22 protein-coding genes, 1 rRNA gene and 1 riboswitch are annotated in these 26,313 nt (G+C 39.6%); of the genes, 5 read left to right on the top strand and 18 right to left on the bottom strand.

Going from position 1 to position 26,313, the window contains the following annotated elements:
- Window positions 1–326: 326 nt before the first annotated feature.
- From MPH60_RS27235 to acpS, 5 genes are all read right to left on the bottom strand, one after another.
- A complete protein-coding gene (locus MPH60_RS27235) occupies window positions 327–677 on the bottom strand; it encodes a type II toxin-antitoxin system PemK/MazF family toxin (RefSeq protein ID WP_034306610.1) in 351 nt (116 codons plus the stop codon).
- Between the two features lie 7 nt (window positions 678–684).
- A complete protein-coding gene (locus MPH60_RS27230) occupies window positions 685–966 on the bottom strand; it encodes a CopG family ribbon-helix-helix protein (protein WP_034306380.1) in 282 nt (93 codons plus the stop codon).
- Window positions 967–1,128: 162 nt separating this feature from the next.
- On the bottom strand, window positions 1,129–2,286 hold the full coding sequence (alr, locus tag MPH60_RS27225) for an alanine racemase (RefSeq protein WP_241594490.1): 1,158 nt from the start codon (window positions 2,284–2,286) through the stop codon (window positions 1,129–1,131).
- Between the two features lie 247 nt (window positions 2,287–2,533).
- Window positions 2,534–3,538 (bottom strand): LolA family protein, encoded by a 1,005-nt coding sequence (locus MPH60_RS27220; protein WP_241594489.1) that lies wholly within the window; start codon window positions 3,536–3,538, stop codon window positions 2,534–2,536.
- Window positions 3,539–3,781: 243 nt separating this feature from the next.
- Window positions 3,782–4,132 (bottom strand): holo-ACP synthase, encoded by a 351-nt coding sequence (gene acpS, locus MPH60_RS27215; RefSeq protein WP_241594488.1) that lies wholly within the window; start codon window positions 4,130–4,132, stop codon window positions 3,782–3,784.
- A 109-nt stretch (window positions 4,133–4,241) separates the two neighbouring features.
- Here acpS and MPH60_RS27210 point away from each other — a divergent pair, with 109 nt between their 5' ends.
- The gene (locus MPH60_RS27210) at window positions 4,242–4,832 is read left to right on the top strand and encodes a rhomboid family intramembrane serine protease (RefSeq protein WP_241594487.1); all 591 of its coding nucleotides are present in this window, start codon (window positions 4,242–4,244) and stop codon (window positions 4,830–4,832) included.
- 26 nt (window positions 4,833–4,858) lie between these two features.
- On the opposite strand, the gene MPH60_RS27205 is transcribed toward MPH60_RS27210, so the two are convergent.
- From MPH60_RS27205 to MPH60_RS27195, 3 genes are all read right to left on the bottom strand, one after another.
- The gene (locus MPH60_RS27205; RefSeq protein ID WP_241594486.1) at window positions 4,859–6,322 is read right to left on the bottom strand and encodes a PH domain-containing protein; all 1,464 of its coding nucleotides are present in this window, start codon (window positions 6,320–6,322) and stop codon (window positions 4,859–4,861) included.
- Window positions 6,315–6,836: a PH domain-containing protein gene (locus tag MPH60_RS27200; RefSeq protein ID WP_241594485.1), complete on the bottom strand. Its 522-nt coding sequence runs from the start codon at window positions 6,834–6,836 to the stop codon at window positions 6,315–6,317. Before MPH60_RS27200 ends, MPH60_RS27205 begins: the two co-directional genes overlap by 8 nt.
- Window positions 6,837–6,984: 148 nt before the next feature.
- Window positions 6,985–8,484 carry a DEAD/DEAH box helicase gene (locus MPH60_RS27195; protein ID WP_241594484.1) on the bottom strand — a complete coding sequence of 500 codons (1,500 nt, stop codon included), beginning with the start codon at window positions 8,482–8,484 and terminating at the stop codon, window positions 6,985–6,987.
- A 1,358-nt stretch (window positions 8,485–9,842) separates the two neighbouring features.
- On the opposite strand from MPH60_RS27195, the gene MPH60_RS27190 reads away from it, so the two are divergent.
- Window positions 9,843–10,994 carry a PP2C family protein-serine/threonine phosphatase gene (locus MPH60_RS27190; RefSeq protein ID WP_241594483.1) on the top strand — a complete coding sequence of 384 codons (1,152 nt, stop codon included), beginning with the start codon at window positions 9,843–9,845 and terminating at the stop codon, window positions 10,992–10,994.
- 55 nt (window positions 10,995–11,049) lie between these two features.
- On the opposite strand, the gene MPH60_RS27185 is transcribed toward MPH60_RS27190, so the two are convergent.
- The 3 genes from MPH60_RS27185 to MPH60_RS27175 form a co-directional block, all read right to left on the bottom strand.
- Window positions 11,050–12,432: a UDP-N-acetylmuramoyl-tripeptide--D-alanyl-D-alanine ligase gene (locus MPH60_RS27185; protein WP_241594482.1), complete on the bottom strand. Its 1,383-nt coding sequence runs from the start codon at window positions 12,430–12,432 to the stop codon at window positions 11,050–11,052.
- Between the two features lie 151 nt (window positions 12,433–12,583).
- Window positions 12,584–13,666, bottom strand: coding sequence for a D-alanine--D-alanine ligase (locus MPH60_RS27180; protein WP_241594481.1), 1,083 nt, complete (start codon window positions 13,664–13,666; stop codon window positions 12,584–12,586).
- A 395-nt stretch (window positions 13,667–14,061) separates the two neighbouring features.
- The gene (locus tag MPH60_RS27175; protein ID WP_241594480.1) at window positions 14,062–14,844 is read right to left on the bottom strand and encodes a hypothetical protein; all 783 of its coding nucleotides are present in this window, start codon (window positions 14,842–14,844) and stop codon (window positions 14,062–14,064) included.
- Between the two features lie 196 nt (window positions 14,845–15,040).
- Between MPH60_RS27175 and MPH60_RS27170 the strand changes: the two genes are divergently transcribed.
- Window positions 15,041–15,280: a class I SAM-dependent methyltransferase gene (locus MPH60_RS27170; protein ID WP_241594479.1), complete on the top strand. Its 240-nt coding sequence runs from the start codon at window positions 15,041–15,043 to the stop codon at window positions 15,278–15,280.
- A 256-nt stretch (window positions 15,281–15,536) separates the two neighbouring features.
- A complete protein-coding gene (locus tag MPH60_RS27165; protein WP_241594478.1) occupies window positions 15,537–15,779 on the top strand; it encodes a hypothetical protein in 243 nt (80 codons plus the stop codon).
- A gap of 60 nt (window positions 15,780–15,839) precedes the next feature.
- On the opposite strand, the gene MPH60_RS27160 is transcribed toward MPH60_RS27165, so the two are convergent.
- The 5 genes from MPH60_RS27160 to MPH60_RS27140 form a co-directional block, all read right to left on the bottom strand.
- On the bottom strand, window positions 15,840–17,099 hold the full coding sequence (locus MPH60_RS27160; protein WP_241594477.1) for a cation:dicarboxylate symporter family transporter: 1,260 nt from the start codon (window positions 17,097–17,099) through the stop codon (window positions 15,840–15,842).
- 172 nt (window positions 17,100–17,271) lie between these two features.
- Window positions 17,272–17,419, bottom strand: a riboswitch (cyclic di-AMP (ydaO/yuaA leader).
- A gap of 201 nt (window positions 17,420–17,620) precedes the next feature.
- Entirely contained in the window at window positions 17,621–18,880 is a 1,260-nt protein-coding gene (locus MPH60_RS27155) for an efflux RND transporter periplasmic adaptor subunit (protein ID WP_241594476.1), read from the bottom strand.
- A gap of 14 nt (window positions 18,881–18,894) precedes the next feature.
- Window positions 18,895–19,557, bottom strand: a complete 663-nt coding sequence (locus tag MPH60_RS27150; RefSeq protein WP_241594475.1) for a hypothetical protein — start codon at window positions 19,555–19,557, stop codon at window positions 18,895–18,897.
- Between the two features lie 130 nt (window positions 19,558–19,687).
- Window positions 19,688–20,581 carry a diacylglycerol/lipid kinase family protein gene (locus MPH60_RS27145; RefSeq protein ID WP_241594474.1) on the bottom strand — a complete coding sequence of 298 codons (894 nt, stop codon included), beginning with the start codon at window positions 20,579–20,581 and terminating at the stop codon, window positions 19,688–19,690.
- A gap of 127 nt (window positions 20,582–20,708) precedes the next feature.
- Window positions 20,709–21,587 carry a TetR/AcrR family transcriptional regulator gene (locus tag MPH60_RS27140; protein WP_241594473.1) on the bottom strand — a complete coding sequence of 293 codons (879 nt, stop codon included), beginning with the start codon at window positions 21,585–21,587 and terminating at the stop codon, window positions 20,709–20,711.
- A 189-nt stretch (window positions 21,588–21,776) separates the two neighbouring features.
- Here MPH60_RS27140 and MPH60_RS27135 point away from each other — a divergent pair, with 189 nt between their 5' ends.
- Entirely contained in the window at window positions 21,777–24,905 is a 3,129-nt protein-coding gene (locus tag MPH60_RS27135; RefSeq protein ID WP_241594472.1) for an efflux RND transporter permease subunit, read from the top strand.
- 202 nt (window positions 24,906–25,107) lie between these two features.
- Here MPH60_RS27135 and MPH60_RS27130 read toward each other — a convergent pair whose 3' ends face one another.
- Both MPH60_RS27130 and rrf read right to left on the bottom strand, forming a co-directional pair.
- Window positions 25,108–25,947 carry a tyrosine-type recombinase/integrase gene (locus tag MPH60_RS27130; RefSeq protein WP_241594471.1) on the bottom strand — a complete coding sequence of 280 codons (840 nt, stop codon included), beginning with the start codon at window positions 25,945–25,947 and terminating at the stop codon, window positions 25,108–25,110.
- A 277-nt stretch (window positions 25,948–26,224) separates the two neighbouring features.
- Window positions 26,225–26,313: ribosomal RNA gene (rrf, locus tag MPH60_RS27125) — 5S ribosomal RNA — on the bottom strand; the annotation flags it as partial.

Genomic DNA, 26,313 nt, shown 5'->3' with positions numbered 1-26,313 from the left:
GGATTTTCTTTGAGTTTCCCCACTAACTTTTGCTTTTTTTAAGTATCTACAAAATAACTACATACCCGAAATTCAGGTAAGAAAAACATCAATTAATAAAAAGTTAGGAGATACTATAAAAAACAATGACGTTCCATCCAATATCTAACTGTATAATGTTTTTATTCGTCAAATTTTTCATATTTCCTGCTGTATACTTTTTGGATATGTTAATGTTATTTGACAAAAAAAACACGATCCCCACAGTTGCAGGGATCGTGCCATCTAAATAACATCAAGAATGATTTGTATTATAATAACGCCCGGTTTAACGGGAAAAATTTTCTTTAAAACTCAATGAGGCCTAAACTAATTTGCAAAGCTTCATTGACCTTTTGCATCATCGGTTCGTCAAGATGCGTAATTTTATCAGTTAAACGCTGCTTATCAATTGTCCGGATCTGTTCTAATAAAATGACGGAATCCCGCTCGAATCCGTACTTTTTTGCATTAATCTCAACATGTGTAGGCAATTTCGCTTTTTGAATTTGAGCTGTAATGGCTGCCACGATCACAGTCGGACTAAAGCGATTACCAATATCGTTTTGTAAAATTAGTACCGGACGGGTCCCCCCCTGCTCTGAACCAACTACCGGGGAAAGGTCTGCGAAGTATACGTCACCACGCTTAACAACAATCAATGGCTCAGCCTCCGCTAACTAATCGTTCAACGCAATGACCAGCCTCGAATTCAGCCTGGAAGGCTTCAGAAGCAATCGTTAAGTTAATGGCCGCCATTTCAATATAACCGCGTTTCATCGATTCACGAAACTCTTTCTTTTTACGTTCGCGAAGATACATTTTTGTGGCACGATAAATAAATTCACTGCGATTTACATTTTCCTCACTCGCATACCCATCTAACTCTGTTAAAAAATTTTGAGGTAATCGAATTAATATCTCTCTTGTTGCGCTGGATTCAGACACAAACATACACCTCCACCATCACTACACACCTTTATTGTATATATCCTTTTCAATATTACCATTAAAATGCCTATCTGCAAAGAGTATATTCTATTCTCAATCCTATTATCAGCATAATAAAGGAAATCTTATTCACAATCTTAGGATTTTTTTACAATCCGCTCATTCCAAAATGAAGTTGCGTACATGATTCACCTGATTGTCTTTTATATATACACGGGGCACTCTTGCTCCTATCATACATGTTATCTCATAGTTGATCGTTTCCAGTTTTGCCGCTATCTCATCGACAGTAATCGATTCATCCCCATCATTCCCCATCAGTGTGACCTCTGTTCCTACAGGGTATGGTCCAGGCAGTTTGATCATGCATTGATCCATGCAAATCCTCCCGACTATGGGTACTCTTCTTCCATCCACAAGAACTTCCTGACCTTGCAGCTTACGGATCCAGCCGTCAGCATAACCGATTGGCAAAGTCCCGATCCATTCATCACCTTCAGCCGTATAAGTCGCTCCATAGCTAACGCTTTCACCCTTAGCAAGCTGTTTAACCGCGACCATCTTCGTCCTCAATGCTAGAGCCTGTTTTAATGGGTATGGCAATATCGGCTTCATTTCCATGGAAGGACTCAATCCATACATGGAAATCCCCATTCTTATTGCATTCCATTCAGGGTCGGTGAATCTTAAAGAAGCTGCACTATTGGCTGCATGAATATATTCAGGCTTTCCAGTCATTACCGAAAGCATCCCTTTAAATGTAGCAAGCTGCTTTTCATAATAGTCGGTCTTCATTTCATCCGCCGTCGCGAAATGAGTGAATATTCCTTGGAAATTGAAACAAGCTTCCCTTTCAAGCAAACTTTCCACTTTCATGAGTTGGCCTTGATCCCGAATGCCGATTCTCCCCATGCCGCTATCCACTTTTACATGAATTTGCAAGACTTGTCCCGGTTTCAAGAAATCCTTTGCCTTCTCCAACCATGCTACATCGAAAACCGTCACGGAAATCCCATATTCGGCAGCAAGCGCTGCGCTTTCAGGCCTTGATGCCCCAAGTACAAGGATCGGGGCCAATATTCCCTTTTTTCGCAAGGCAAGAGCCTCATCCAAAAAAGCGACACTTAAAAAATCCGCCCCCGCTTCAAGCGCCGTTTTGGCCACTTCATAGTCCCCATGGCCATATGCATTCGCCTTAACGACAGCGAAAAGACTAACGTCATTCCCCAGTCTTTGTTTCATTGAAGAGATATTTTCAAAAATTTTATCCAAATTTACTTCTGCCCACGTATCTCGATGAAATATTTTCGATTCCAAGACTTTTCCTTCTTTCCTACACTCACAATAAGATTCTTCCCAGTAGCGAAGTTTTCGTTTCATTATAGGAACATTCTATAACCAACCGCCAGAAAGATAAAGTGCTTTTTCACCTTGATTCTAATTTCCCAGTTGCCAGCCTAAATCAGTTGGAAGGATTAAAAATGTCAACAAGCTGCTTCCCCGCCTATCCTACCCAGAAGAAACCTTCGTAAGGAGACGGGAAACATCAGCTTGTTATGTAATCCTATTTGACTGGTTCTTCCCCAACCGAACGGGCGACTTCTATCATCTCTTCCTGTGTCAAATCCTTTGATGCAAGCATATAATCGACACCTTCAAAAGTCCATGCAATCGTATTTCCTGTCATCGCCCCGACAGTATAACCTAAATCAACCGGCTCTCCATTCACATTCGTCGAAACGGAAGTTTGAACTACCTCAGCTTTTTCCTGAACTAATGTAAAACTTTTTGTACCCTCATAGGTCAAAACGACACGTTCTCCCTTTTCCGTCGTAATTTCTTTTTCTTCCGTTAAATTCATATCCCCAATATTTTCAGGGTATTTCACTGCAAATCCTTCATTTTGGACTTCTGCCATAACGGGTGCTTCAAGTTGTGCACTTGTCATGTTTTTCTTCATATCAAATGAATCTTTATCAAAAGTCGTATCGAACTTAACTTTCGAAAATTCAACTAGTACCAATGCTGTCTTATCAGGGTCCATGACTTTTACACTGACTGGGGATAAATCCTTTTTATTTATAGTAATCTCTTGATATGGCAACATTTTATTATTTTGGTAGCGTGTTTTCGTTTCAAAGACATAATGTTTATCCGTTTCTTTATATGTCGCACTTTTATCTTCCGTAATGTCTTTCACCAACGACTCGAACAAATAGGCCTGACTGCTGTTCTCCGGCCACTCGCTTTGAAACTTAAAACTTTTATTCAAAGCTGGCGTCAGAACATATACACCATCATCATTTTTCAAAATCATCTGGCTTTGATCCTTTTCTTCATTTTTCAGATTTACGCGGTAAAAAGAAGGGTCCTTATGCCAAATCTCCACATTATACACTTGAGGTTCCGTCCCCATCTTCAATGTCATCTTCGCGTTAGCCTTATATCCTTTCATTTCGCCAAGCTTCTCATTCAAATCACTCACTACGTCACTCTGTGATTTTTGGCCGCAAGCAGAAAGAGCAAGCAAGAGCATGATCCCTGCAAAAAGCATTACCATCTTCTTCATCTTTTCAACCCCTTTTTGTCATTTGAACGTAAAAGGGAGAGGAAAAGGCAGGATCCGGACATTGGCTCGACTGATGTCTTAGATTCCTCGGTATTTTAGACACGGACCCATTCTCGATCCGGCTAAAAACTTTTCGAGAGCACCTACTCTGCCATGTACCTTTTACCGGGCCTTGTCTCCCTATAGCACTAAATGTATATGAGACAACCTAGAGGTTTATGACCCGATTGGACAAAACTCCATTCACCCTTCAATTACTACTTGAGCAACCGCATAATCGCGGCTGTGGCTAATCGAAAGATGGACCCCTTCAGAAAACGGTTTTGAAATCATCGGCTTTCCTTTATCATCCGATATGATTTCAATATCCAAAAAGGATAAGTGCTGACCGATCCCTGTACCGTTTGCTTTTGAAAAAGCCTCCTTTGCCGCAAAACGCCCAGCAAAATACTCGATCTTCCTTCTTCCATTTAACTTTTCGAAAATCAAGATTTCCCTTTCTGTTAATATACGCTCCTTTAAACGGGGTTGCCGCTTAATCAGTGCTTCCATTCTATCCAACTCAGTAATGTCCACGCCTATACCTTTAATCACTTTGACACCTCTTCTATTCATTTAATAAGCTGCATATCATTAGGAGGACTCTTTTACCTGAAAATGATAATATTGTATTTAAATTAAAAACGATACTAAGGAGGAACTTATGTTTACAAGAACAGAAAGCTTCCGCGAATACGCAAATTCATATCGAGCTGTCACTGTGCTCATACTCATTATGATGATTGTATTCGTTCTTGTCCTCTTCCCCATATTTCCCGGCAATGTACTCTTTTATTATGGCGCAGGAGTGAACTTATACATCGCTGACGGACAATGGTGGCGTTTGATCACCCCCATCTTTCTACATAGCACGTTTACACATTTACTGTTTAATGGCTTCTCACTTGCCATCTTCGGTCCATTCCTAGAGAGATTACTTGGAACCGTCAAGTTTTCAATCTTCTTTTTATCGACAGGTATCCTTGCCAATATCGCAACCTTTCTAATTAACCCACTGACATATAACCACGTAGGTGCTAGCGGAGCAATTTTTGGTTTACTCGGATCCTTTCTATATCTTGTACTCTTCAATAAAACCAATTTTACGAACAACGAGAGAAATACAGTATATACACTGACCGGAATCGCCATCATCATGACCTTCATTCAACCGCAGATCAACGTTATCGGTCATTTGGCTGGACTGGCAACCGGATTTTTAACAGCTCCATTATATTTAAGAAAAAAATGGTAGGACAAACAGCCGACTCTTTTCTTCAATCATTGGGAGTCGACTGCTTTTTTAGGTAAATACCATGATTTAATTAGTAGGCAATCCTTTTCTTCCACATCAGCAACCATGCCGACCCGGGAGGTGATTCCTGATTTGACCGATGCTGAAATCGTTGCTAATTCTTTTCGATTTTGAAACCAACTTTTTTTATATGTGATTGATTGAATTCTGCTTCTCTGCATGATCAATGTTTGCTTCGAGAAAAAACGGCTGCTCAATAGCAACAAATTCCCATCTATGCTCCATCCTGCATCTCTATATTGCATGTAAGCCCAAAAAATCGCCAAAGGTACAAGCAAAAGGGAAAGATAACCCCAAGGTCTGAAAAACCATACCAAGGCACCGATGATCGGGATGAGGTACAGAAACTTACGAAACACATAACGGGAAAGTGCACGCTTGGGTATCGGTGTCATCTCAGTGGTAGTTTCATAAACTGGTAAAATTTCCAGGATTTTTTCATGTAAATGCCTCTTCCTGATTAAGGGGAACAGCATGATGGATAGACTTTCTTTATCTTCCATACTGCCGCCAGCATATTCAATATAAACCGTCGCCAATCCCAATGGCTTTCGAATCAAATTCTCCATGATCCGGATACCTTGAATTTTATGGATAGGGATTGTCAGCTGCCTTTTCTCGAGAAGCCCTCTGGAAATAACGATTTCCTCATCCGTTTTTAACACGGTGAAGGAAGCATATTTAATTACCATGCTTAATGTGGCCAGTACATAAACCACCAGTAAAGCCACCAGGGCAAACAAGGTCAGAATGATGGTCCCCATTTCAATAAACTCTTCATAATCCTTAAATATCCTCTCAAAAGGTATCATTTCATCGAACTGTGAAATAAAAGCGATTGCCCCGGATAGGAAGACACCTACCGCTCCCGAAGTGGCAGCCATGACGAATAGCTGCGGCAAAGTCTGCTTAAAAACGGAAGACGATTTAGCTGCATATTCTTTATTCTCAACTTCATCTTTATCCTTATCAAAAGGATTTTTCGCATTTTTTTCTTCACTTATAAAAGCATTGATTCGTTCCGCATCACTTTTGCTTATGGCTGATAATACGGCATCGGCCTGAGACCCGCCTGCCGTTTCAATATTCAGCTTCACCAGGCTGAATATCCTCTGGATGATGCCCTCTGATATATCTATGCTATGGATCCGGTCAAACTTTATATACCGTTTCTTCCTTACGAATACCCCGGACTCAATTCTGAATTCGCCCTCTTCTATGCGATATGTAAAACGTAACCATTGAAAGAATGCAATGCCTATCAGTAAAAGTATAATAATGGCAATGACCAGCGGCTGTATCCATCCTGGTATTCCTTCATTCTTCCCAGGAATGACGACCACTAATAAAAAAGGGATGACTAACTCCTTAATCGATTTAATGATGTTAAGCAATACAGCTATAGGGTGAAGCCTTTTAGGATCAGACATCTTCTTCCTCCACACTTGCCATTCTCGAAATATAATGCCGCAATTCATCTGCCTCTGCAAGGTCCAAGGCTGGGATAACATGAAGGGTCGCTGCAGTGGAAATTTCAACGGAGGCTAAATCGTATTTTCTTAATAATGGCCCTTGCTTCGTTTCAACATGCTGAACCCTTATCATGGGTATGAGTGTTCTTTTAATGACGAAAATACCACTTTGGATATCAATTTCAGTATTTCTTACTTCGTAACGCCACCTCTTCCATTTCACTGACGGAATCAAAAAGATGGACAGATAGGTTTGGATTATCGAAATGATGATCAACGCTCCAAACACCCAATATGTCCAATCAAAAATGATTGTAAGCACGAGTACGGCGATACTTATAATCCAGGTTATTGAACAGCTTATAAGACCACTGATTTTCCATACGGTCAAGGCCTTATTCGATATACGATTTTCAGGTTCCATGTGCTTCTCCTCTTCCGGACAGGTAATGTTAATTGAATCATCATCCATCCTTGCTTTCACCCATTATACTATAATTAATTACTGGAAATTAACCCCTTTTCACACAAAGGCTTTGAGCATTTCACAAAAAAACTTCGGATCCCATGGAGAAGCACATAAAAAAATGCCGCTCAAATGAGCGGCATTTCCAATTCAATTAAATCTTGTTTGTTTTTTCTCTTTTTTGACTCGTGCTACGGTTCCCGTAACCATTCGATTTACGGTTCGTGCTTGGGCGTTTCCCTGATCCACTACCGTAATCTTTTCTGCCTGAAGAACTGCGGCCATTGCGCTGTCTGTTGCCAGAAGATCCGCTTCCTCCGCGATTGCGACGCATTGGGGATGGAGATTCTTCCGTTAACTTGATAGGCGTTTGATCCGGTTCTTTTGTCATTGATTTAAGCATGGCTGCAACTAAATCCGCTGCGCTATGTTTTTGCAATAACTCTTCCGCTTGACCAAGGTATAAAGTTAAATCCTCATTCTCGATCGTATTAAGGATTTTTTCCGTTACTGCTTTTTGTTGACCTTCCAACGCTTCAGTTAACGTAGGAGTTTTAAGTTTCTCCATACGTTTTTTCGTTGTATGTTCAACTGCATGCAGCTGGCCTCTTTCTCTTGGTGTTACAAACGTAATGGCTATACCATGTTTACCCGCACGTCCTGTACGTCCAATACGGTGAACGTAGCTTTCTGGATCTTGAGGGATATCAAAGTTATATACGTGAGTAACGCCGGAAATATCAAGTCCACGTGCAGCAACATCAGTAGCAACGAGCACATCGATGCTGCGGTCTTTGAACTTTTTCAATACAGAAAGGCGTTTTGCCTGGCTAAGGTCACCATGAATGCCTTCAGCCATATAACCGCGGATATTCAATGCAGATGCCAATTCATCTACACGGCGTTTCGTACGTCCGAAGACGATAGCAAGATCCGGTGTTTGAATATCGAAAAGGCGTGCAAGTGTATCGAATTTTTCACTTTCTTTTAACTCCAAGTAATATTGTTCGATACGATCTACTGTCATTTCTTTTGCTTTTACACGTACAAGAACGGGTTCCTGCATGAATCTTTCAGCAATTTTACGGATTGGATCAGGCATTGTAGCTGAGAATAGCAATGTTTGCCTTTCATCAGGAACCGTTGAAAGGATCGATTCGATATCCTCAATGAATCCCATGTTAAGCATTTCATCAGCTTCATCAAGAACTACAGTATGAACTCCGCCTAATTTAATATTTTTACGTTTGATATGGTCTAAAAGACGACCAGGCGTACCAACGATAATATGTGGTTTTTTCTTTAAAGCACGGATTTGGCGGTCGATATCTTGTCCACCATAAACCGCAAGTACACGAGCGCGTTTTCCGTAACCAAGCTTGAAAAGCTCTTCGGAAACTTGAATGGCTAGCTCACGTGTAGGTGCAATGACGATCCCTTGCACGTTTTCGTTATTAATATCGATGTTTTCCATCAATGGAATACCGAATGCTGCTGTTTTACCTGTTCCTGTTTGCGCTTGACCGATTATGTCTTTACCTTCAAGTGCTAGAGGTATCGTTTGGGATTGAATCGGGCTCGCTTCCTCAAATCCCATTTTTTCTATTGATTTCATGGACGTTCTATCTAATCCTAATTCGCTAAACAATGTCAATGTTTTCGTACTCCTTTTTATATCGTAAATTTACACGTGCATATCATGCACAGATGTTTAGTTCAAATCCTCATCATCATGACGGATGTTCTACTTAATCTCTTATAAAAAGTTTATCATTATCACCTAAAAGTATGTCTGCCTTTTAGTTCAAATGAACTCAATATGATTTTTTAAAAAGGAAATATACCAGTACGGACATTCACTGGCATTTTTAACTTCGCGCACGTGTAGACTTATCATTAACATACGCTCATCTTTTTAAAAGTACATGTAACCAAAATTAAATTCAATATGGAAAATTAAAAGTAGCATAAACGGATGTTTCACCGTTTTATTCAGGTGAGGGCTGCTGCACCTATTATTCATCAGTTTAAAAAGGCTGGATGAACAAAACTTGACGAGAGCCAAGATTCTTATACAAAACAGGCCCGGTGCGTTGAGGGTTTGCAGAAGTGGAAAAGCGCTAAAATGCGGCTTTGATTCCCAATAGCTACTAAAGCCGCCAAGAGATGCAGCTTCTATATATGACCAGACGCGAGGCCTATTTAATCTAAAATAATCTCAAGAATGAACTCATGAAACATGTAAGAACATACAATTTTGTTGCCTCAACCTGATTAATTTTAAATAATCATCAATGATAAGACATTTAAACTCATACTCATATTACCATTTTCAAACTGTTAATGCAATAAAGGATATCGCCCCATTCAGAGTTACTAAAAACTTTAGACCGTTTCAAAAATGAAGAAATTAGTCATTCCTTCCTGTTAAATCTGCAGTCGTGGCACTTTTTTGAGTAAGGATATAGCTTGTTCATTTAATAATGGGTTAAAAAACACATGGACTAAATTCATCAATAGGATCACCGTTTTACTATATCCATTTATGCCTAAGTGGATTCAGACTTAGACAAATTCGAAGAAAGCCAGTTAGCCTACAGTTTTTTATTTAAAAAAACGTTCCAGTGGTTTCAGAAATCCAATTAGGATGATTTCACAAAACAGGAACCTAGTCCTGTTAACATCATGTTTCGGGATGAGAGCTTCCGGCCTCTTGTCGACTTACTGTATCCATTTAAATTTTTCACAAAACGATCATCCATTTATATATGATATGAGTTTAAATCAAATAGTTTCAACAAACCTTTTACTGGAATGATTAGTTTTAATGATGAGCACCCTTTCACGGTTCCTCCCGTTGGAAAAAGAAAGGACTTATCATGAATTCCCATTGATTTTACAGGTATATAGAAGCATCTGTTTTTTGAAAATTCCATCTTTTTGCTTAAAAATTATAGCAAATAAGTGTAAATGCAGTATGATTGACCTATCAACAAAATAACGGGGGGTTATATGAACATATTCACAATAGATGTTCCTTTATGTAAGGATTTCGGTCGAACCTTAAAGAAAATGAACAAGAAAGTCACCTTTTTGGAAGATCCACTTAATCAAAGTCATCTATTCAAGAATTCAACAGACTTAATGAAATCATTATTTATTTTACCTTTACACATATCAAAAGACTCTTGGCAGCAAACTTCTTTGTACGCCTTGGCAGAATCACACGAAATCCCTATTTTATTCATTTACAAACGTACTTCAGGAATGGAGACCCCTCCAGCCTTACCAGAAAAGACCTTTTATGCAACCATGGCGGTCCCTGCCGATTCAGTGGAAGTCCGGATTAAATTAAAGTCACTCCGAAACATCAGCATGCAACTGCTTTCGGCAAAAATGAAGGGGCAAGAGCTTGAGATGATACACCAAAAATCAGTAAGGAGCCTGAAAATCGCAAAGGGCCTTCAACTTTCAGGTTTACCTTTGTCGATCAATAATGAAGATATAGAGGTCAAAGGCCTTTCCCAGCCTTCGAGTGAACTGTCAGGGGATTTATTTTACTGGACGGAGGTTGATGACAGGATATACGGCTTCATAATGATCGATGTATTTGGAAAGGGCTTTCATACGGCACTTATAAACATGTCTATACGGACATTGATCCCCGACCTTATCAAACGTGTAAAAGACCCCATTTTCATAACAAAGGAACTGGATAAACTAATGCGGGATTTATTTCAAGGAGTTAATCGGGAAAATAAAAACCATGCCCGCATTGCTGCCTTCATCGCATACGTGAATACAAAGGACCGGCTCATCGAATATGTGAATTACGGACTTCCTTCAGCTTTTTTGTATTCCCCATGCACCAATCAAATTCTCAATTTGAACGAAGGAGCCACCCCAAACGGATTGATTTCCGAATTGCCCATTAAAAAAATTGTCTTTCAGTATGAACCAGGAAGCCGTTTCATCATCTATACAGATGGACTCTCTAAAACGCCCCTACCTTCCGCCATTGACCGATCTGACCATATCGAAAGGGAATTCATCGAAAATGTCCATCTCGATACACAAGACCTTCTTCAGGAGCTATTGGTCTCAAGGATGAGGCATTCAGTCATTAACGATGACATCTGCATTATTGCCGGGACACTTTTTTAAGCACGATAAAAAAAAGGGCCGTTTCAAAAAAAGAAACGGCCTTTTCTATGTCTTTTTATTTTTGCAGAGCTTGAACGACTTCCTCTAGCTTCATGCCCCTAGAAGCTTTAACAAGTATGATGTCATTTTCCTGTGTGGACGATTTTAGTTCCTCTATAAGCTTCTGCTTATCTTGAAAAGGACGAACCTGCTCTGATGAAAACGCCTTGCTCGCTCCCTTGGCAATAAACTCGGCTAAAGGACCATATGTGAAGATCCTATCGATTTGCTCACTGGAAATCAATTCACCAATTTTCAAATGAAAGTCTTTTTCCTGTGGCCCTAACTCCAGCATATCTCCCAATACAAGTATCTTTTTCTCGAATCCAGATAAGCCCTCAACCAACTCCACTGCTGCCTTAACTGAAGTTGGGCTGGCATTATACGCATCATTGATGATTTTCTGCCCTTTCGCGCCCTCGACCAATTCCATCCTCATATTCGTTAATTGAATATTCGACAGACCTTTACGGATCGCTGAATCATCCACATTGAATTCTTTAGCAACCAAGATTGCTGCCAACGCATTAAGAACATTATGATTGCCTAAAACGGGTATCTCATAATCAGTTTCCTCATCACCGCTTGCGATTGTAAACGTAGTATTGTCTGCCCCTTGGCTAATGGTCTGCGGATATAAATCATTTTGTTCCGTACGTCCAAAAGATATTACGTTTAAATCAGGGAAATCCTTTTTGATACGATTGCGGAGCAATGGTTCATCACCATGATATACCAGCGTTCCGTCTTTCGCCAAACCTTCGACAATTTCCAGCTTCGCATTTGCGATTTCCTCGCGTGATCCTAAATCCAATAAGTGTGATTCACCGATATTGGTAATGATCGCAACATCAGGCTTTGCCATTTTGGATAAGAATTCGATCTCCCCGCGGCTGCTCATTCCCATTTCCAACACAGCCGCTTCAGTATCCTCTGCCATAGAAAGCACTGTTAATGGCAAACCTAAATGATTATTGAAGTTTCCATTTGTTTTATGAACTTTATAAGTAGTGGCCAGCAGTGCAGCCGTCATATCTTTCGTAGTCGTCTTACCGTTGCTGCCTGTTATTCCGATGACTTTTATATTCAACTGCTGACGGTAAGAACGCGCCAATTGCTGAAGTGCTTTCTCGGTATTTTCGACAATGATTATCGGTAAATCATCAGGAGGATTCGGAACATCCCTTTGCCAAAAAGAAGCCGCAGCTCCTTGATCTAAAGCTTGCTTGACATACTGATGGCCGTCAACCTGCTCACCCTTAAGCGGAATGAACAAACATCCTTCCTTAACCGTTCTTGAATCGATGGTTACCCCATTAATTCCTTTGGACTCGAATGGACTTATATCATTCAATCCCTCTGCCATTTCATGTACTTGTTTTAACGTTCTCTTTATCATTTTGTTCCTCCTACATTCATCGAACCGTTAATCGCTCTCCATTAACCAAACGAAGCAGAAACCAGTGTAAATCGCACCGGTTCCTGCTGATTGGAATCCATCAAATCAAGGGTGATGGATTGTGGAGTTTACTGATACATTACCTGCATGATCAAACTGTATATTTGATTTGTTGTTTTTCCTGATGACGTTCCAAGGCAAGTTTCACAAGTTTTTCAATTAACGCTGGATAGTCGACACCTGTGTGCTTCCACAATAACGGAAACATGCTGAAAGGAGTAAACCCAGGCATTGTATTCACTTCATTAATATAGATTTGCCCCTCATTCGTTAAGAAGAAATCAGCGCGAACCAAGCCAGAGCAATCCAATGACTTAAAGGCAGTAATGGCCATTTCAGATAATGCTGCATACTCACTTTCCGTTATCTCCGCTGGAATGACCATTGCAGAATTGCCGTCAACATATTTTGCTGAATAATCATAGAAGGCAAAATCTTTCTTAGGGATGATTTCGCCTGCCACCGAACAAGACGGTTCATCATTACCAAGTATGCCAAACTCGAGTTCACGAGCTATGACCCCTTCTTCAATGATGATCTTCCGATCGAATTGGAAAGCTTCCGCTACCGCTTTTTCCAGTTCATCAGCATCATTACATTTGCTGATACCGACACTGGAGCCTAAATTGGCAGGTTTGACAAAACAAGGGTAACCCAATTCATCCGCTACCTTTTTAATGGCACTCTCAGTATTCTTCTCCCATTCAGAACGAATGAACCAAGTGTATTTGACTTGAGGAAGTCCCGCCTGGGCAAAAATGTTTTTCATGATGACCTTATCCATTCCTGCTGATGAAGCTAAAACGCCATTCCCTACATAAGGAAGGTTCAATAGTTCCAGCATCCCTTGCACGGTCCCATCTTCTCCATTTGGTCCGTGAAGCAATGGGAAAATGACGTCATACCCTGTTGACTCACTATTTTCATCAGTTGAATGTGCCTGCAAGGCAAGAGGCGAGCTCGATTTATCCGATGTAAATGTCAATGCCTCCACACTCTCGGCAGGTCCCGTTAACTTCGGTCCATTAATCCATGAACCCTCTTTTGTTATGTAAATCGGATATATATCAAACTTTGCTAAATCGAGAGCTTTAATGACCGCTAAAGCCGTCTGCATAGAAACCTCATGCTCCGCAGATTTTCCACCATAAAGCAAACCAAGTTTAGTTTTCATGAGTTATTACCCTCCAATATTCTTTTAACCATGTTCATTGTATCACTTTACACTAAAATGGTTAAAGCGAAACTTCCATCATTGATGCTTTTCCAATGATGGTTAGTTGAGCCAATCGGGCGTTTACAGGCTGTTGGCCCACCACATTTCTTTTTCATTACATTTGCCACCGCTTCCCTTACAGCCTGTTAATGCGGGGTAAAGCGAAACTTCCATCATTGATGCTTTTCCAATGATTACTATAAACGGAACACAGGTTAAAATCGTGCCACATCTTATGGCAACTCCTGCGCTTCGCCCTCTCTTATCTTTTATGCATGAGATGGTTAGTCTTACACCTAAAAAATTCAAGGGTGTCAAACAATCCTATCCACGAACCACGGAAGTTGGGTTAATCAGGAGAATGATGTATTTTTAATAACGCTTTCCCATACCTTTTCTTTTCGATTGAAGGTGATAAAGGCATCCGGCTCCCTAATATCTCTATCTGAAAAGTCATCATGCATTTCATCCATGTTTAAATAATCCCCTACGACCCATGCCGGTATCTCAATTTTCGTTCTTGTATACTTAACATGCCGAAAGGAAAAAACGAGCCCCTCTGCCAGGATATGAGCCAAGGAAGAAATGATTTCTGCCGGAATCGCCGTCAGCTCTCTTTTCTTTCTGATTCCAAGCCAAGTCCTCTCTACTTTTAAAAGTTCCAGCTTTAGCGGAATGAGGCTTCCTAACATCATATAATATGTCGAAAGAGAACGAAAATAAATTTTATTGAACCAGCCATCATCCTGGGCAAGGTACACAAATTGATTATTCAATTTACGGAAAAATGGAGGATCCAGATGAGTTTTTGCATGCCCTAAATATAATAGTTCCGCTATTTCCCTTCCATCCAATTCATCCAGCCCTTCTCTTTCTTCAAAATCGATCCAACAGAAATCTCCATATGCCCGGACATTTTCTTTAACGAGCTTTGCAATATCTTCAGATGAAGCACTCTCTAGCAGGACATTCAAATTGTATTCCCCGCCATTGAATTCATGTTTCAATAATAAGATGGAATCCAACGTATATGGCAGCGAATAGACGAATTCACGAAAATTGAGTCCATTAAAAAGGACAAACCGTTCGGAAGCCTGCATATACATATATAAGATATCATTGCTATCATTCTTCATAACCTGACCCCTTCCGAGCTCTTAATCAATAATGTTATTTTACCAAACTTTTGGGTTTTCACGTAAGTTATATAACCCCCAATTAAACATTAGCAGCACCTTGTGAATAATGCGCAACAGTACTCCATATTAACCCACATGTTAAGGAACACACTCAACAACCTCGAAATATCCATATTATAGTAAGAATGAAGATTTGAAGGATAAATCATGGATAAAATTGAAAAAGGTTTTTCATGGAGCCGCTTCCGTTTATGCAGATGCAACTAAAAGTTTAGGTCTGTGGCAATCAGAGAAATATGCATTCGAAAAATATTTAAATCAGGAAGATGCAATCCTTGATATCGGATGCGGTACAGCAAGAACCACCTTCGCTCTCTATAAGAAGGGATTTCAAAATCTAACGGGAAACGACCTAACACCAGCCATGCTATGAAGCCGAAAAAATAGCGCATGAATATACCTGGACATACCCTTTATCCTTGGGGATGCAACAAACCTCCCTTTCAACGACTCATCATTCAATAAAGCAATTTTCGCTTTTAATGGGTTAATTCAAATCCCCAGCGAAAAAACCGCACATTGGCTTTAAAAGAAATCAACCGTATTTTAAAACCTGAAGGACTCTTCATTTCACAACACATGACCGTGATAAAAACGAAAATCACCTGAACTTCTGGGAGCAAGAGGAAATGATTTGGTGTGTTGGTAAACAAGATGAGAGGCTTTATGAATTTGGGGATATTATCACATCCGGAAAGACGCTTCAAGAAGTTACTTTCCTCCATATCCCAACTAAACTTGAAGTACTTGAGTGCCTGGAGGAAGCAAGGTTTACAGTCATCGAAAGCTTTTATCGAAGTGAATTATTCCATGAAAACGATGATGTCAACGCTTTCTCTTCCGATTGCCGCTTTTGGATCGTCAAAAAATAAGGAAGAGCTGTTTCATTCAAAAAAAAATCCAGAGTGACATTTCACTCTGGATTTTTTGTATTAAGAAACTTGTTCTAGTTCTTTTTTGGAAGGAGGGTTGAATTGACCTTCCCATTTAGAGATAACGATTGCCGCAAGTGAATTACCGATAACGTTTACTACTGTACGTCCCATATCAAGAATACGGTCGATACCTGCAATAAATGCTAGACCTTCAATAGGAATACCGACAGTTCCCAATGTCGCTAAAAGAACTACGAAAGATACACCCGGTACACCCGCAATCCCTTTGGATGTGATCATTAACACTAGCATTAGCGTAATTTGTTCATACGCACTTAAATCGATTCCGTACATTTGAGCGATGAAGATAGCCGCTAACGCTTGGTATAATGTAGAACCATCAAGGTTAAAGGAGTATCCAGTCGGGATAACAAATGTAGCAATATGTTTCGGACATCCCGCTTTCTCCATTTTTTCCATGATTTTCGGAAGAACCGCTTCTGAACTTGCAGTAGAGAAAGCAAGAATCAATTCTTCTTTTAGAAGTTTAATCAAAGTAAAGATATTGAATCCGACAAATTTCGCAATAAGACCAAGAATGACTATTACAAAGAAAATCATTGTTCCGTAAACAGAAAGCGCTAACTTTCCTAACGGAATTAAAGATTCCAAACCGAATTTGGAAATAGTCACACCGATTAGTGCAAATACACCGATAGGAGCGAATTTCATGACCATGTTAGTTAGGTAGAACATTCCTTCAGCTACACCTTGGAAGAAACGGAATACTGGTTTACCCTTTTCACCGATGGCCGCAATACTAAGTCCAAACAACACGGAGAAGAAAATGATCGCTAGCATATCGCCTTCTACCATGGCTTTAACTGGATTGGATGGCACAATGTGAACGATTGTATCTACGAACGATTCATGCTGCTTAGTTTCGGCTGTATCAACATAGGTAGAAATATCAGTTTGTTCTAGCTTGTCCATATTCACACCAGCACCAGGCTGGATGATATTCGCTGAAATTAAACCAACAGCAATCGCTACCATAGTTACCACAACAAAGTATGATATTGATTTAGCACCTAGTTTACCTACCGCTTTCAAATCACCTACACCAGCAACAGCAACGATAAGGCTGGAAACGATGATCGGCACTACAATCATTTTAATCATTCGTAGGAAAATGTCTCCGAATGGCTGTAAAAAGTTTTGGGCCGACTCACTACCATAAAAAATGGCACCAACGATAATCCCTAAAATTAAACCAATGAAAATTTGGCTAGCTAAACTTAATTTGAATTTCTTCATTTACTTTCCTCACCTTCCATAAAGTCTTTGATGCAAAAACATTTTTGTCTCGGTAAGGGAAACAAGATACTAATAAAAGAAAGTAATTTTTCTTTTTTGGAAAAACTCTGTCTTTACGCCGAAAAAAAAGACACTTCATGTGTCGATTTCTTATAGGCGTGAATATTCACACATGTTCCCTTGAAGACGCTGACGAGGTTAGCTGTCGGGTTAGGATTGGAAACACAAAAAGCCCTTTCATTTCTGAATTCACCCCTAGCGGATAAAATCCACAAAAATGGGTCCCCCGTTCTTGGAATAAGATTAAGCGAGTTAACTTATAATAAAATATTATACTAAAAATGATAATCTGTAAATATTTATTCTCATTCGTTCTAGAAAAAGTCCTTAAATATGTCTGAATATTCTGTATTAATAGCTATTGTATCTATAATTACTCTTCCCTATTTTCAATCACATAAGTTATATTGATATATAATTAACAACTTTTTGGACATCACCTCTCTTGATGAAAGAAGCGGTTATTTTTCCAACATGCCAAGCAACAGATATCTTACTTTTTCCCGAGAGGTGAATTTTTTATAAGTTGCTGCTTTCACTTTTTCAAATTGAATTGGGGTAATGAAATAAGAATGGTTCTTCGCCACATTCGGCTCCATTAGGATGACGTCCCCCACCGACGGTCCCTTTATGATTTCTTGCATCCCTTCAGCCTTAAGCCCTTTTGTAATGTAATGTTTATCCACATAGCCTTTTTTAGTCAATTTGTAAATATAAGGCTGTTTATGGTATTGTACCGCCTCAATAGGAATGGAGGGTACACCGGCTTTCTCATTGGTTATTACAGTAAGATCCACTTTGGATCCCACCAACAAAGCTTCCGTTTCTTCACCTTCCGATTCGATTAGTGCCTGAAATGGAAATCTGTTATCTTTTTTTAATGACGGCTCTTCAGCGGGATAGGAATGGATGCGGCCTATCGTCCCTTTCAATGCCTTTTTTGAACCAGAGGAACTTGCTTTTATAGTCATGCCCACTTCGGCCTTTTTCATTTCCTCTTCAGAGAAATCCCCTTCAATTGCCATATTTGTCGAAACAATGGATATAATGGGGTTTTTCAGGTTTTTATTGATATTTTTAACTACACCATCTGCCTCACTCGTCGACACGATCGCACTGGACTGCCCCTCAATTGAACTTATTTTAGCGTCAAGCATTTTCACTTTTTCATTCAAGCTGTTTTTTTCCAATTCCTGCTTGTACATTTCTTGCTCAATATTACTTTCAATAAGATCTGACGAACTTGTTGTTATATCAATTTTCAAGTTTTTTTCCACCGATTCATCAATGGCTGCTTTTTCAGGATTACTGGTCAGGGTCCCTTGATAGGACCTCAACTTCCCTATGTATTCCTCAATCCCTGCAATTTCTCCCTCAGCTGCGGCTTTCTCCGCTTCCAAGTTCGCTTTAAGAGCATCAAGTTCGGTCGCCGTATACTCAAACAACGAAGAGCCAGCCGTAATCGCATCGCCTTCTTTAACAAGGAATTTTTTAAAATCATTTTTCTTGGTGTCAAAATAGATATCATACACTTCTACAGGTTTAATTACCCCATTTGTTTGAATAGTATCCGTAATTGTATCTTTTTTTACCTTTGTCCAGTTTTCAACGTAAACAGTTCGTTCCACTTTGCTTTCTTTTTTTTCAATAAGGTATAAGTTAACGGTTATTAAGACTATCGCCGCAATGGTTGCCGCTGCAATTTTCCATTTTCCCCTCATTCATTTCACCCGCCTTATACAAATACGCCTACTTGGATGTATGCTAAAAAGGCTTTAACAAACCATGTGGCCAAATAGAATAGAACAATCAATAAAAGGACCAAATAATTATTTCGTTCTGAAAACTCCTTTAAATAAAAATATTGCAGAGCAATAATAAGAAATTGAAAAATGGTCATTTCGCTGAAAAAGTGAATGAAATAGTCACTTCTGAGAAAATACTGACTGATGATCCCCAATGCAAAAGGATTGCCATCACTTCCTATATCCATTAATACGAATAGAGGAATCAGTAATGTTTTTTCCACTAATTGCAAAACAAAAAGAATCATTTGAACGATGACTAATTTTATATATGGGATATCAGTAACTATCCAAAAGAATAGAGCTGACAAAAATATGTATATGGAAGGGTTTATTATGCCTGTTATTATGTTGCCGCTCAATATCAGCAACTTTGCTGCTTCGAATTCTTCGGCACTCATCTCCGTGATTTCTTTGGAAAATGATTCTGAACCAATGCCAAAATATCCCCCAATGGCGAATACTATAAGACTAAGAAAATATAAAAATAGTAATTTCAATCCAAGCTTTGTGACTGCCTCTGCATTTTGAAGCTGATAACGACTCCGATGAGGCTCTAAAATGCCCTTTAACAATCTGACCTGGTACACCATATGTGGTCCTCCTGCAAAAATTGATATATCTTCATATATTTTATCTTATTTTGGAAACAATTGCAGAAATAAGGAATGAATATACAAAAAAAACACATAATCATTCCCATTCACATTTAATCCCACCATACTAATTTGGAGTTAATACTGGCAAATGTTGGACAAGTACTTTAATGCGTGCAGGAGTTTGCCTATAGTTCTCCCCATCCATATCGACATCAAGCGGCCTCTTGGTTTCAATGGTCAGGGTATCAGCCTGTAAATAAGTAACCCCAGAGTCAGAAATCATATTTTGCGTCCGTGAACGCTTCATCGCTATAATTTCTAAAAATGCACCAAGGCTTGCATTTTCCAAGATGGCAACGCCGAAGAGTCCATCATCTGGACTGATCATGGGAAAGGGCAATAAATTGGTGCCGATAAAACAACCATTCAAAACCAAAATCATAACTGCTTCCCCTTCGATAACATTCCCATCATATTTCAGTTTATAAGAAAAGGGAGCATTCTCGCCAATCGTCCTAACAGCACTTAATAAATATCCTATCTTTCCAAACTTGCTTTTTTCCTGCTCATCAATATTGCTTGATGCATCTGAAATGAGCCCTACTCCCCAAAAATTAGAAAAATAATCATTATTGGCCTGTCCAATATCAATAGAACGAACTTTGCCATTCACTAATGCTTCTGCAGCTTGACGAACATTTTGGGGAATCTTCAATGTTCTGGAAAAGTCATTGCAAGTCCCTCCAGGTAAAATCCCAAACAGCGGCCGGCTCGGAAGCGGTGAAAGGCCATTTACACACTCATGTACCGTTCCATCTCCCCCTAAAACGAAAACTACATCCATGGATTCACCATATTCCAAGCAAAAACGGCATGCATCGCCTTTTTCCTTCGTTTGCAGAATGAGAAACTCATCAATATGCGGAGCTATTATTGGAAGACAACTCTCCAGATTCCTTACGAGTTTATCATTACCGGCATTTTCATTATAAATCAGCATTCCCTTTTTCCATCGCATGATTTTTGCCCCCTATTATTGATAGAATTGTCTTCTTCCATCACTTTTACCTTTTCCTAAACCCCCGCTTGAAACTCCTTTAGAATTAAATAAAAAAAGAGGCTATGCGCCCCTTTCTTATAAGCCTTCATATACTTGTCAAATAATCCTTCATCATTAAGATGAGCTTTGAAGACAAGGGACTTCTTTTTTCATTTTTTTCCAAAAATAACAAAAGACTTTCCAAGATGATGGGGCTTGGCCTAGCTTTTGAAAATTCTTCCTGGATCGCCTTTAAAGCCTCGGTATTTTTACGTGTATCCATTCCCTCTTCTTTACGTGTTTCCACTTCCAGCATCCTGACGATGATCGAATGAATTTCCTCTTTTGGGCTCATATCCCGCATCGAGCATCCAGGGAGGGGAAATTGTTTCAATAATGGATCTTCCATGTTCTCCAGGCTTGCGATAATTGAATCCATCCGGTTCAATATGAAGCTAGGTAATAATTCCACATCGAAAGCATTTTGTTTCCTGATCAATATTCCGATATATCCTTTGAAAAGGGAGTCCAAAATTATGGTGCAATCCGGCAAAAGATCAGCTGAAAGTCCCGGGTATAACTCAATGATTTTACGCTTGAACCAAATCAAACCCTCTTCATGGATATAATGTAAAAATCTATCTAGTTCTTTGCTGATATGAACCATTTGTTCCTGCATCATCATTTGAATCAAGTTGGTATTTCCCGTCATATGCTCAATGTGAACAGTGATTTGCCTCATGAACTTGTCTTTACTGGATAACGAAGCATCCAGTTCAAGATCAAGCAATGAGTCCGTCAACGCTTCATAATAAAATTTAAAAATGGAGACCAGTAATTCTTCCTTTGATTTAAAATGATTATAAAAAGACCCCTTTGCTATCCCACATTTTTCAGCAATTTCCTGAACGGAAGTGGCATGATAGCCTTTCTCCGCGAAAAGCTCTACAGACTTATCTATGATCATCTTATTTTTTTCTTTCATCAACTTCATCCTATCTCTTAAAATTGTCCGTTGGTGACCGATGGGTCACATCCTCCAAATTTTATCCCAAAACCCTTGAAATCACAACGTTAACACTAACGAATATTATCTGTTGCAATCATAATCCATATACTATATATTTGAGTCTGTGACCGAATAGTCACAATTTTATGTATGGAGGGTACAAGCTTGAATTCAATAATTAAATTTTCATTAAAGAATAAATTGGCAATCTGGTTGCTTACGATCATCATCGTTGCAGCTGGTTTATACTCAGGTTTAAACATGAAACAAGAAACCATTCCAAGCATCTCGACTCCTTTAATAAGCATCTCCACTGTATATCCTGGAGCTGCACCTGAAGAAGTAGCAGATAAACTCACAGACCAAATTGAGCAGAAAGTAACAAATTTGCCAGGAGTCGAATTAGTCAGTTCTTCGTCGATGGCTAATGCCTCTTCCGTCCAATTACAATATGATTATGATACGGATATGGACGACGCTGTAAAAGAAGTAAAAGAAGCTTTAGAGAAATTAGAACTGCCTGAGGGTGTGGATGCCCCAAGCGTCTCTAAATTAGAATTAAACGCTTTTCCTGTCGTCGCACTCAGTGTAACAGATAAGGGTTCTGATTTACCAGCTCTTACAAAAAACGTCGAAGAAGTGTTGGTTCCTAAACTTGAAGGGATTGACGGCGTGACATCCGTATCAATTTCCGGACAACAAGTAAATGAAGGCAGCCTTGTATTCGACGAGGAAAAGATGGCTCAGTACGGGCTCGATGAAGAAACCGTAAAGAAGGTTATTCAGGCCGCAAACGTCAACATGCCCCTTGGCATATATAACTTTGATGATAAAGAAAAAACGATCGTTGTGGATGGAAACATCTCTACTTTAAAGGACCTGAAAAATATAAAGATACCTTTAACCGGCGGCTCTCAAACAGGAACGCCAGCACAAACCGGACCGGAAACCAATCAATCATCCCCTGATATGGCAACAGGTCCTGCCCAACTGCAAAACGTCAAACTATCAGACATTGCCGATGTAAAAATCACCGGTAAGGCTGAATCGATTTCAAGAACAAACGGTAGCGAATCGATTGGAATCCAGGTTACTAGATCGCCTGATGCCGATACAGTTGCAATCGTAGACGAAGTAAACGAAGAAGCATCTAATTTCAAAGAAGAGTTTAAAGGTGTAAGTGTACACACTACGCTTGATCAAGCTAAACCGATTAAAGATTCTGTTGAAACCATGATCAGTAAGGCACTCTTCGGCTGTCTGTTTGCCGTCATTGTTATCATGCTGTTCCTTAGGAACTTTAAAACGACTCTCATTTCCGTCATTTCGATTCCATTATCCCTGTTAGCAGCGCTTTTGGTGCTCAAACAAATGGATATTTCATTGAATGTCATGACACTTGGGGCCATGACGGTTGCCATTGGCCGAGTCGTCGATGACTCCATTGTCGTCATTGAAAATATTTATAGAAGAATGGCTTTAAAAGGCGAACAGTTAAAAGGCGGCGAATTAATACGATCAGCCACTAAGGAAATGTTCATCCCTATCCTTTCATCGACAATCGTTACTGTAGCCGTATACCTGCCTTTAGCCAGCGTTACAGGACCCGTCGGGGAACTATTCATGCCATTCGCCTTAACAATGGTATTCGCATTAGTCGCTTCATTAATAATCGCCATCACTCTTGTTCCGGCAATGGCTGACTCTTTATTTAAAAAGGGACTATCTAAAAAAGAATTAAAATCACATGAAGAAAAACCAAGCAGACTATCAGCATTCTACCGAAAAGCACTGGATTGGTCGTTAAACCATAAGTTAATCACTTTCGGTACAGCCATTGTATTATTGGTCGGCAGCTTATTCCTTATCCCAAGCATCGGTGTCAGCTTCATGCCTGCAGATGAAGAAAAAACGATTATCGTCACCTACACTCCCGCACCTGGAGAGTTAAAAGAGGATATTGAAAAGCAAACAGAAAAAGTAGAAAAATACTTCATGGATAAAGACGATGTGAAGACCGTTCAATACACACTTGGTGAAAGCATGATGGGCGGCATGATGGGCGGCTCGAGTAACTCGGCTCTCTTCTATGTACTCTATGATGAAGACACCGAAAATTTCGGGGACAAAAAAGAAACCGTCATAAAAGATTTAACTGAACTTGATTCACCTGGAACATGGAAACAACAAGAATTCACGTCAACATCAAGCAACGAAACCACTCTATTTGTTTACGGAAATACACAAAAAGATATTGAACCGGTAATTGACGATATTCAAAATATCATGAAGAAAAATAAAGATCTAAAAGATGTTGATACAAGTCTTTCCGATGCTTATGATCAATATACTTTAGTTGCAGACCAAGAAAAGCTAAGCGACCTTGGACTGACAGCTGCACAAATCGGCATGTCCATTGCCAATACGAATAAAGATGATGCTTTAACGACCATTAAGAAAGATGGAGAAGAAGTCAAAGTATACGTCGAGACAAAAGAAACGACATTCGAAGACAAAAAAGATCTTGAGAATACGAAAATTTCTTCTCCAATGGGAATGGAAATCCCATTGAAAGAGCTTGTGAAAATCGAAGAAGGCAAAGCTTCCGATACAATCAGCCGCCGCGATGGAAAAATCTATGCCGACGTGTCTGCCACAATCAAAACGGATGATGTGGCAGCAGTAACAGCAGATGTGCAAAAGGAAGTTGATAAATTAGACCTTCCTGCAAGCGTCACTATAGACTATGGCGGAGTGACGGAAGATATCCAGGAATCATTCACTCAACTTGGTATCGCTATGTTAGCGGCCGTTGCTATCGTATACTTTGTCCTAGTCGTTACTTTCCACGGTGGTTTAGCACCAATAGCCATTCTCTTCTCCTTACCATTTACGGTAATCGGGGCATTGGCAGGGCTATTCGTTGCAGGTGAGACCATCAGCGTTTCGGCAATGATGGGTGTCCTAATGCTTATTGGTATCGTTGTAACAAATGCCATTGTATTAGTGGACCGTGTTATCAAGAATGAAGAATCCGGGCTATCTACCAGGGAAGCTTTACTAGAGGCAGGGTCTACCCGTCTACGTCCAATCCTGATGACTGCCCTTGCCACAATCGGGGCTTTAATACCTCTGGCAATCGGTGCAGAAGGCAGTGGATTAATATCACAAGGTTTGGGGATTACCGTTATCGGCGGACTTGTGAGTTCTACATTGCTAACACTTGTAATCGTACCGGTCGTATATGAAGTCATAATGAAAATAGGGAAAAGGAAGAAAAAAACAGTTAAGTAAAAGAATCAAGAAAGAGGGGATTCCTTATATAAGGAATCCCCTCTTTCTTGATTACACAATGTACAATATGCTCTTAGAAATACAACTGCACAGGCCCCCACGTCCTATTCGTCATTCCCAAGGAAATTTGTTCGTTTTTAATAAACCTTATCTATAAACAAAAAAAGGGAAAGAGCTCGCTCCCCCTTTTATTTTCTATGGATTAATGTTTGGTGAAAGTTTGGTCTATCGCATTTGCCAGGTCCAGCGATTTTTCTTTTAGATAACGCTTCGTTACGTTTAAATCTTTATGACCGGCAAGCTTGGATATCGTTTGTATATCTATTCCATTATCCACTAACCTTTGGCAAAAAGTATGTCGCAGTTTATGTGGATGGACATTGTATTTTTTTAATATATATTGAACTGACCTCGGAGTGATCCTTTGATTATAGCTTGAGATGAATAACGGATCTGGTTTTTCTTTTAAAGAAAGAAGATAATTCTGTACATGCTGTATAGCCGATATTGTAAGGGGAACGGATCTATCGATTTCACCTTTTGCGTTCCTGACAAGTATATAATTTCGTTCTGTTTCCATGATGACGTCGCGGCCATTTAAGTCACATAATTCGGAGACGCGGATTCCTGTATGTAACAAAAGGTAGACGATGGCAATGTTTCTTAGGTTTCCTTCTGCTTCTATATCTCTTAACAGGATCTGTTGCTCATTTATGCTTAAAGTTTCAGGTACCTCAAGCTTGTGCTCCTTAACCTTACGTTCCACAGAAAGCATCACTTGCGGTTTACCTAAAAATTTAAAGAAAACATTTAAGGCGATATAGTGTTTTTCAATTGTCCCCGGGCTTTTCTTGCAATTTTCCAAATAATCAAGATAACCCTGAACATCTTCAGAATGAATCTCTATCAATATCTTTTGTGTCTGGTCACAAAACTGTGAAAGGACACCAGTATACGTTTTGATCGTATTAGCTGATTTGCCTTGGTCTCTCAACCATTCAGCAAACGAAAAAATCATTTCATCTTTAGCAGAGGTATCCATCGGCTATTCCCCCAATGACAGTTTCAGAACTACGTTAAGTTTAACATATATCCCTATAGAAACGAAGGATTCTGTCCCTTTGTCTTATTCAGATATGGATAATGGAGATAGAAGCAGAAATTAATAAGCATCCATAGTATGCCCTACCATGTATACTGCATATAACCTTCTTTATTGTCCTTTTTATTTCTCTCTACTTTATAACAGTTTTTAACAACATACTGAAGGATTGACAACGCCAAAAAAAGACCAGCCGGATGGCTGATCTTTTGAAATGGCTTGGCGGCGTCCTACTCTCACAGGGGGAAACCCCCAACTACCATCGGCGCTGAAGAGCTTAACTGCCGTGTTCGGAATGGGAACGGG

Source organism: Peribacillus sp. Aquil_B1 (assembly GCF_022603275.1).
Taxonomy (GTDB): Bacteria; Bacillota; Bacilli; order Bacillales; family DSM-1321; genus Peribacillus.
This window is presented reverse-complemented; position numbering and strand designations above follow the sequence as displayed.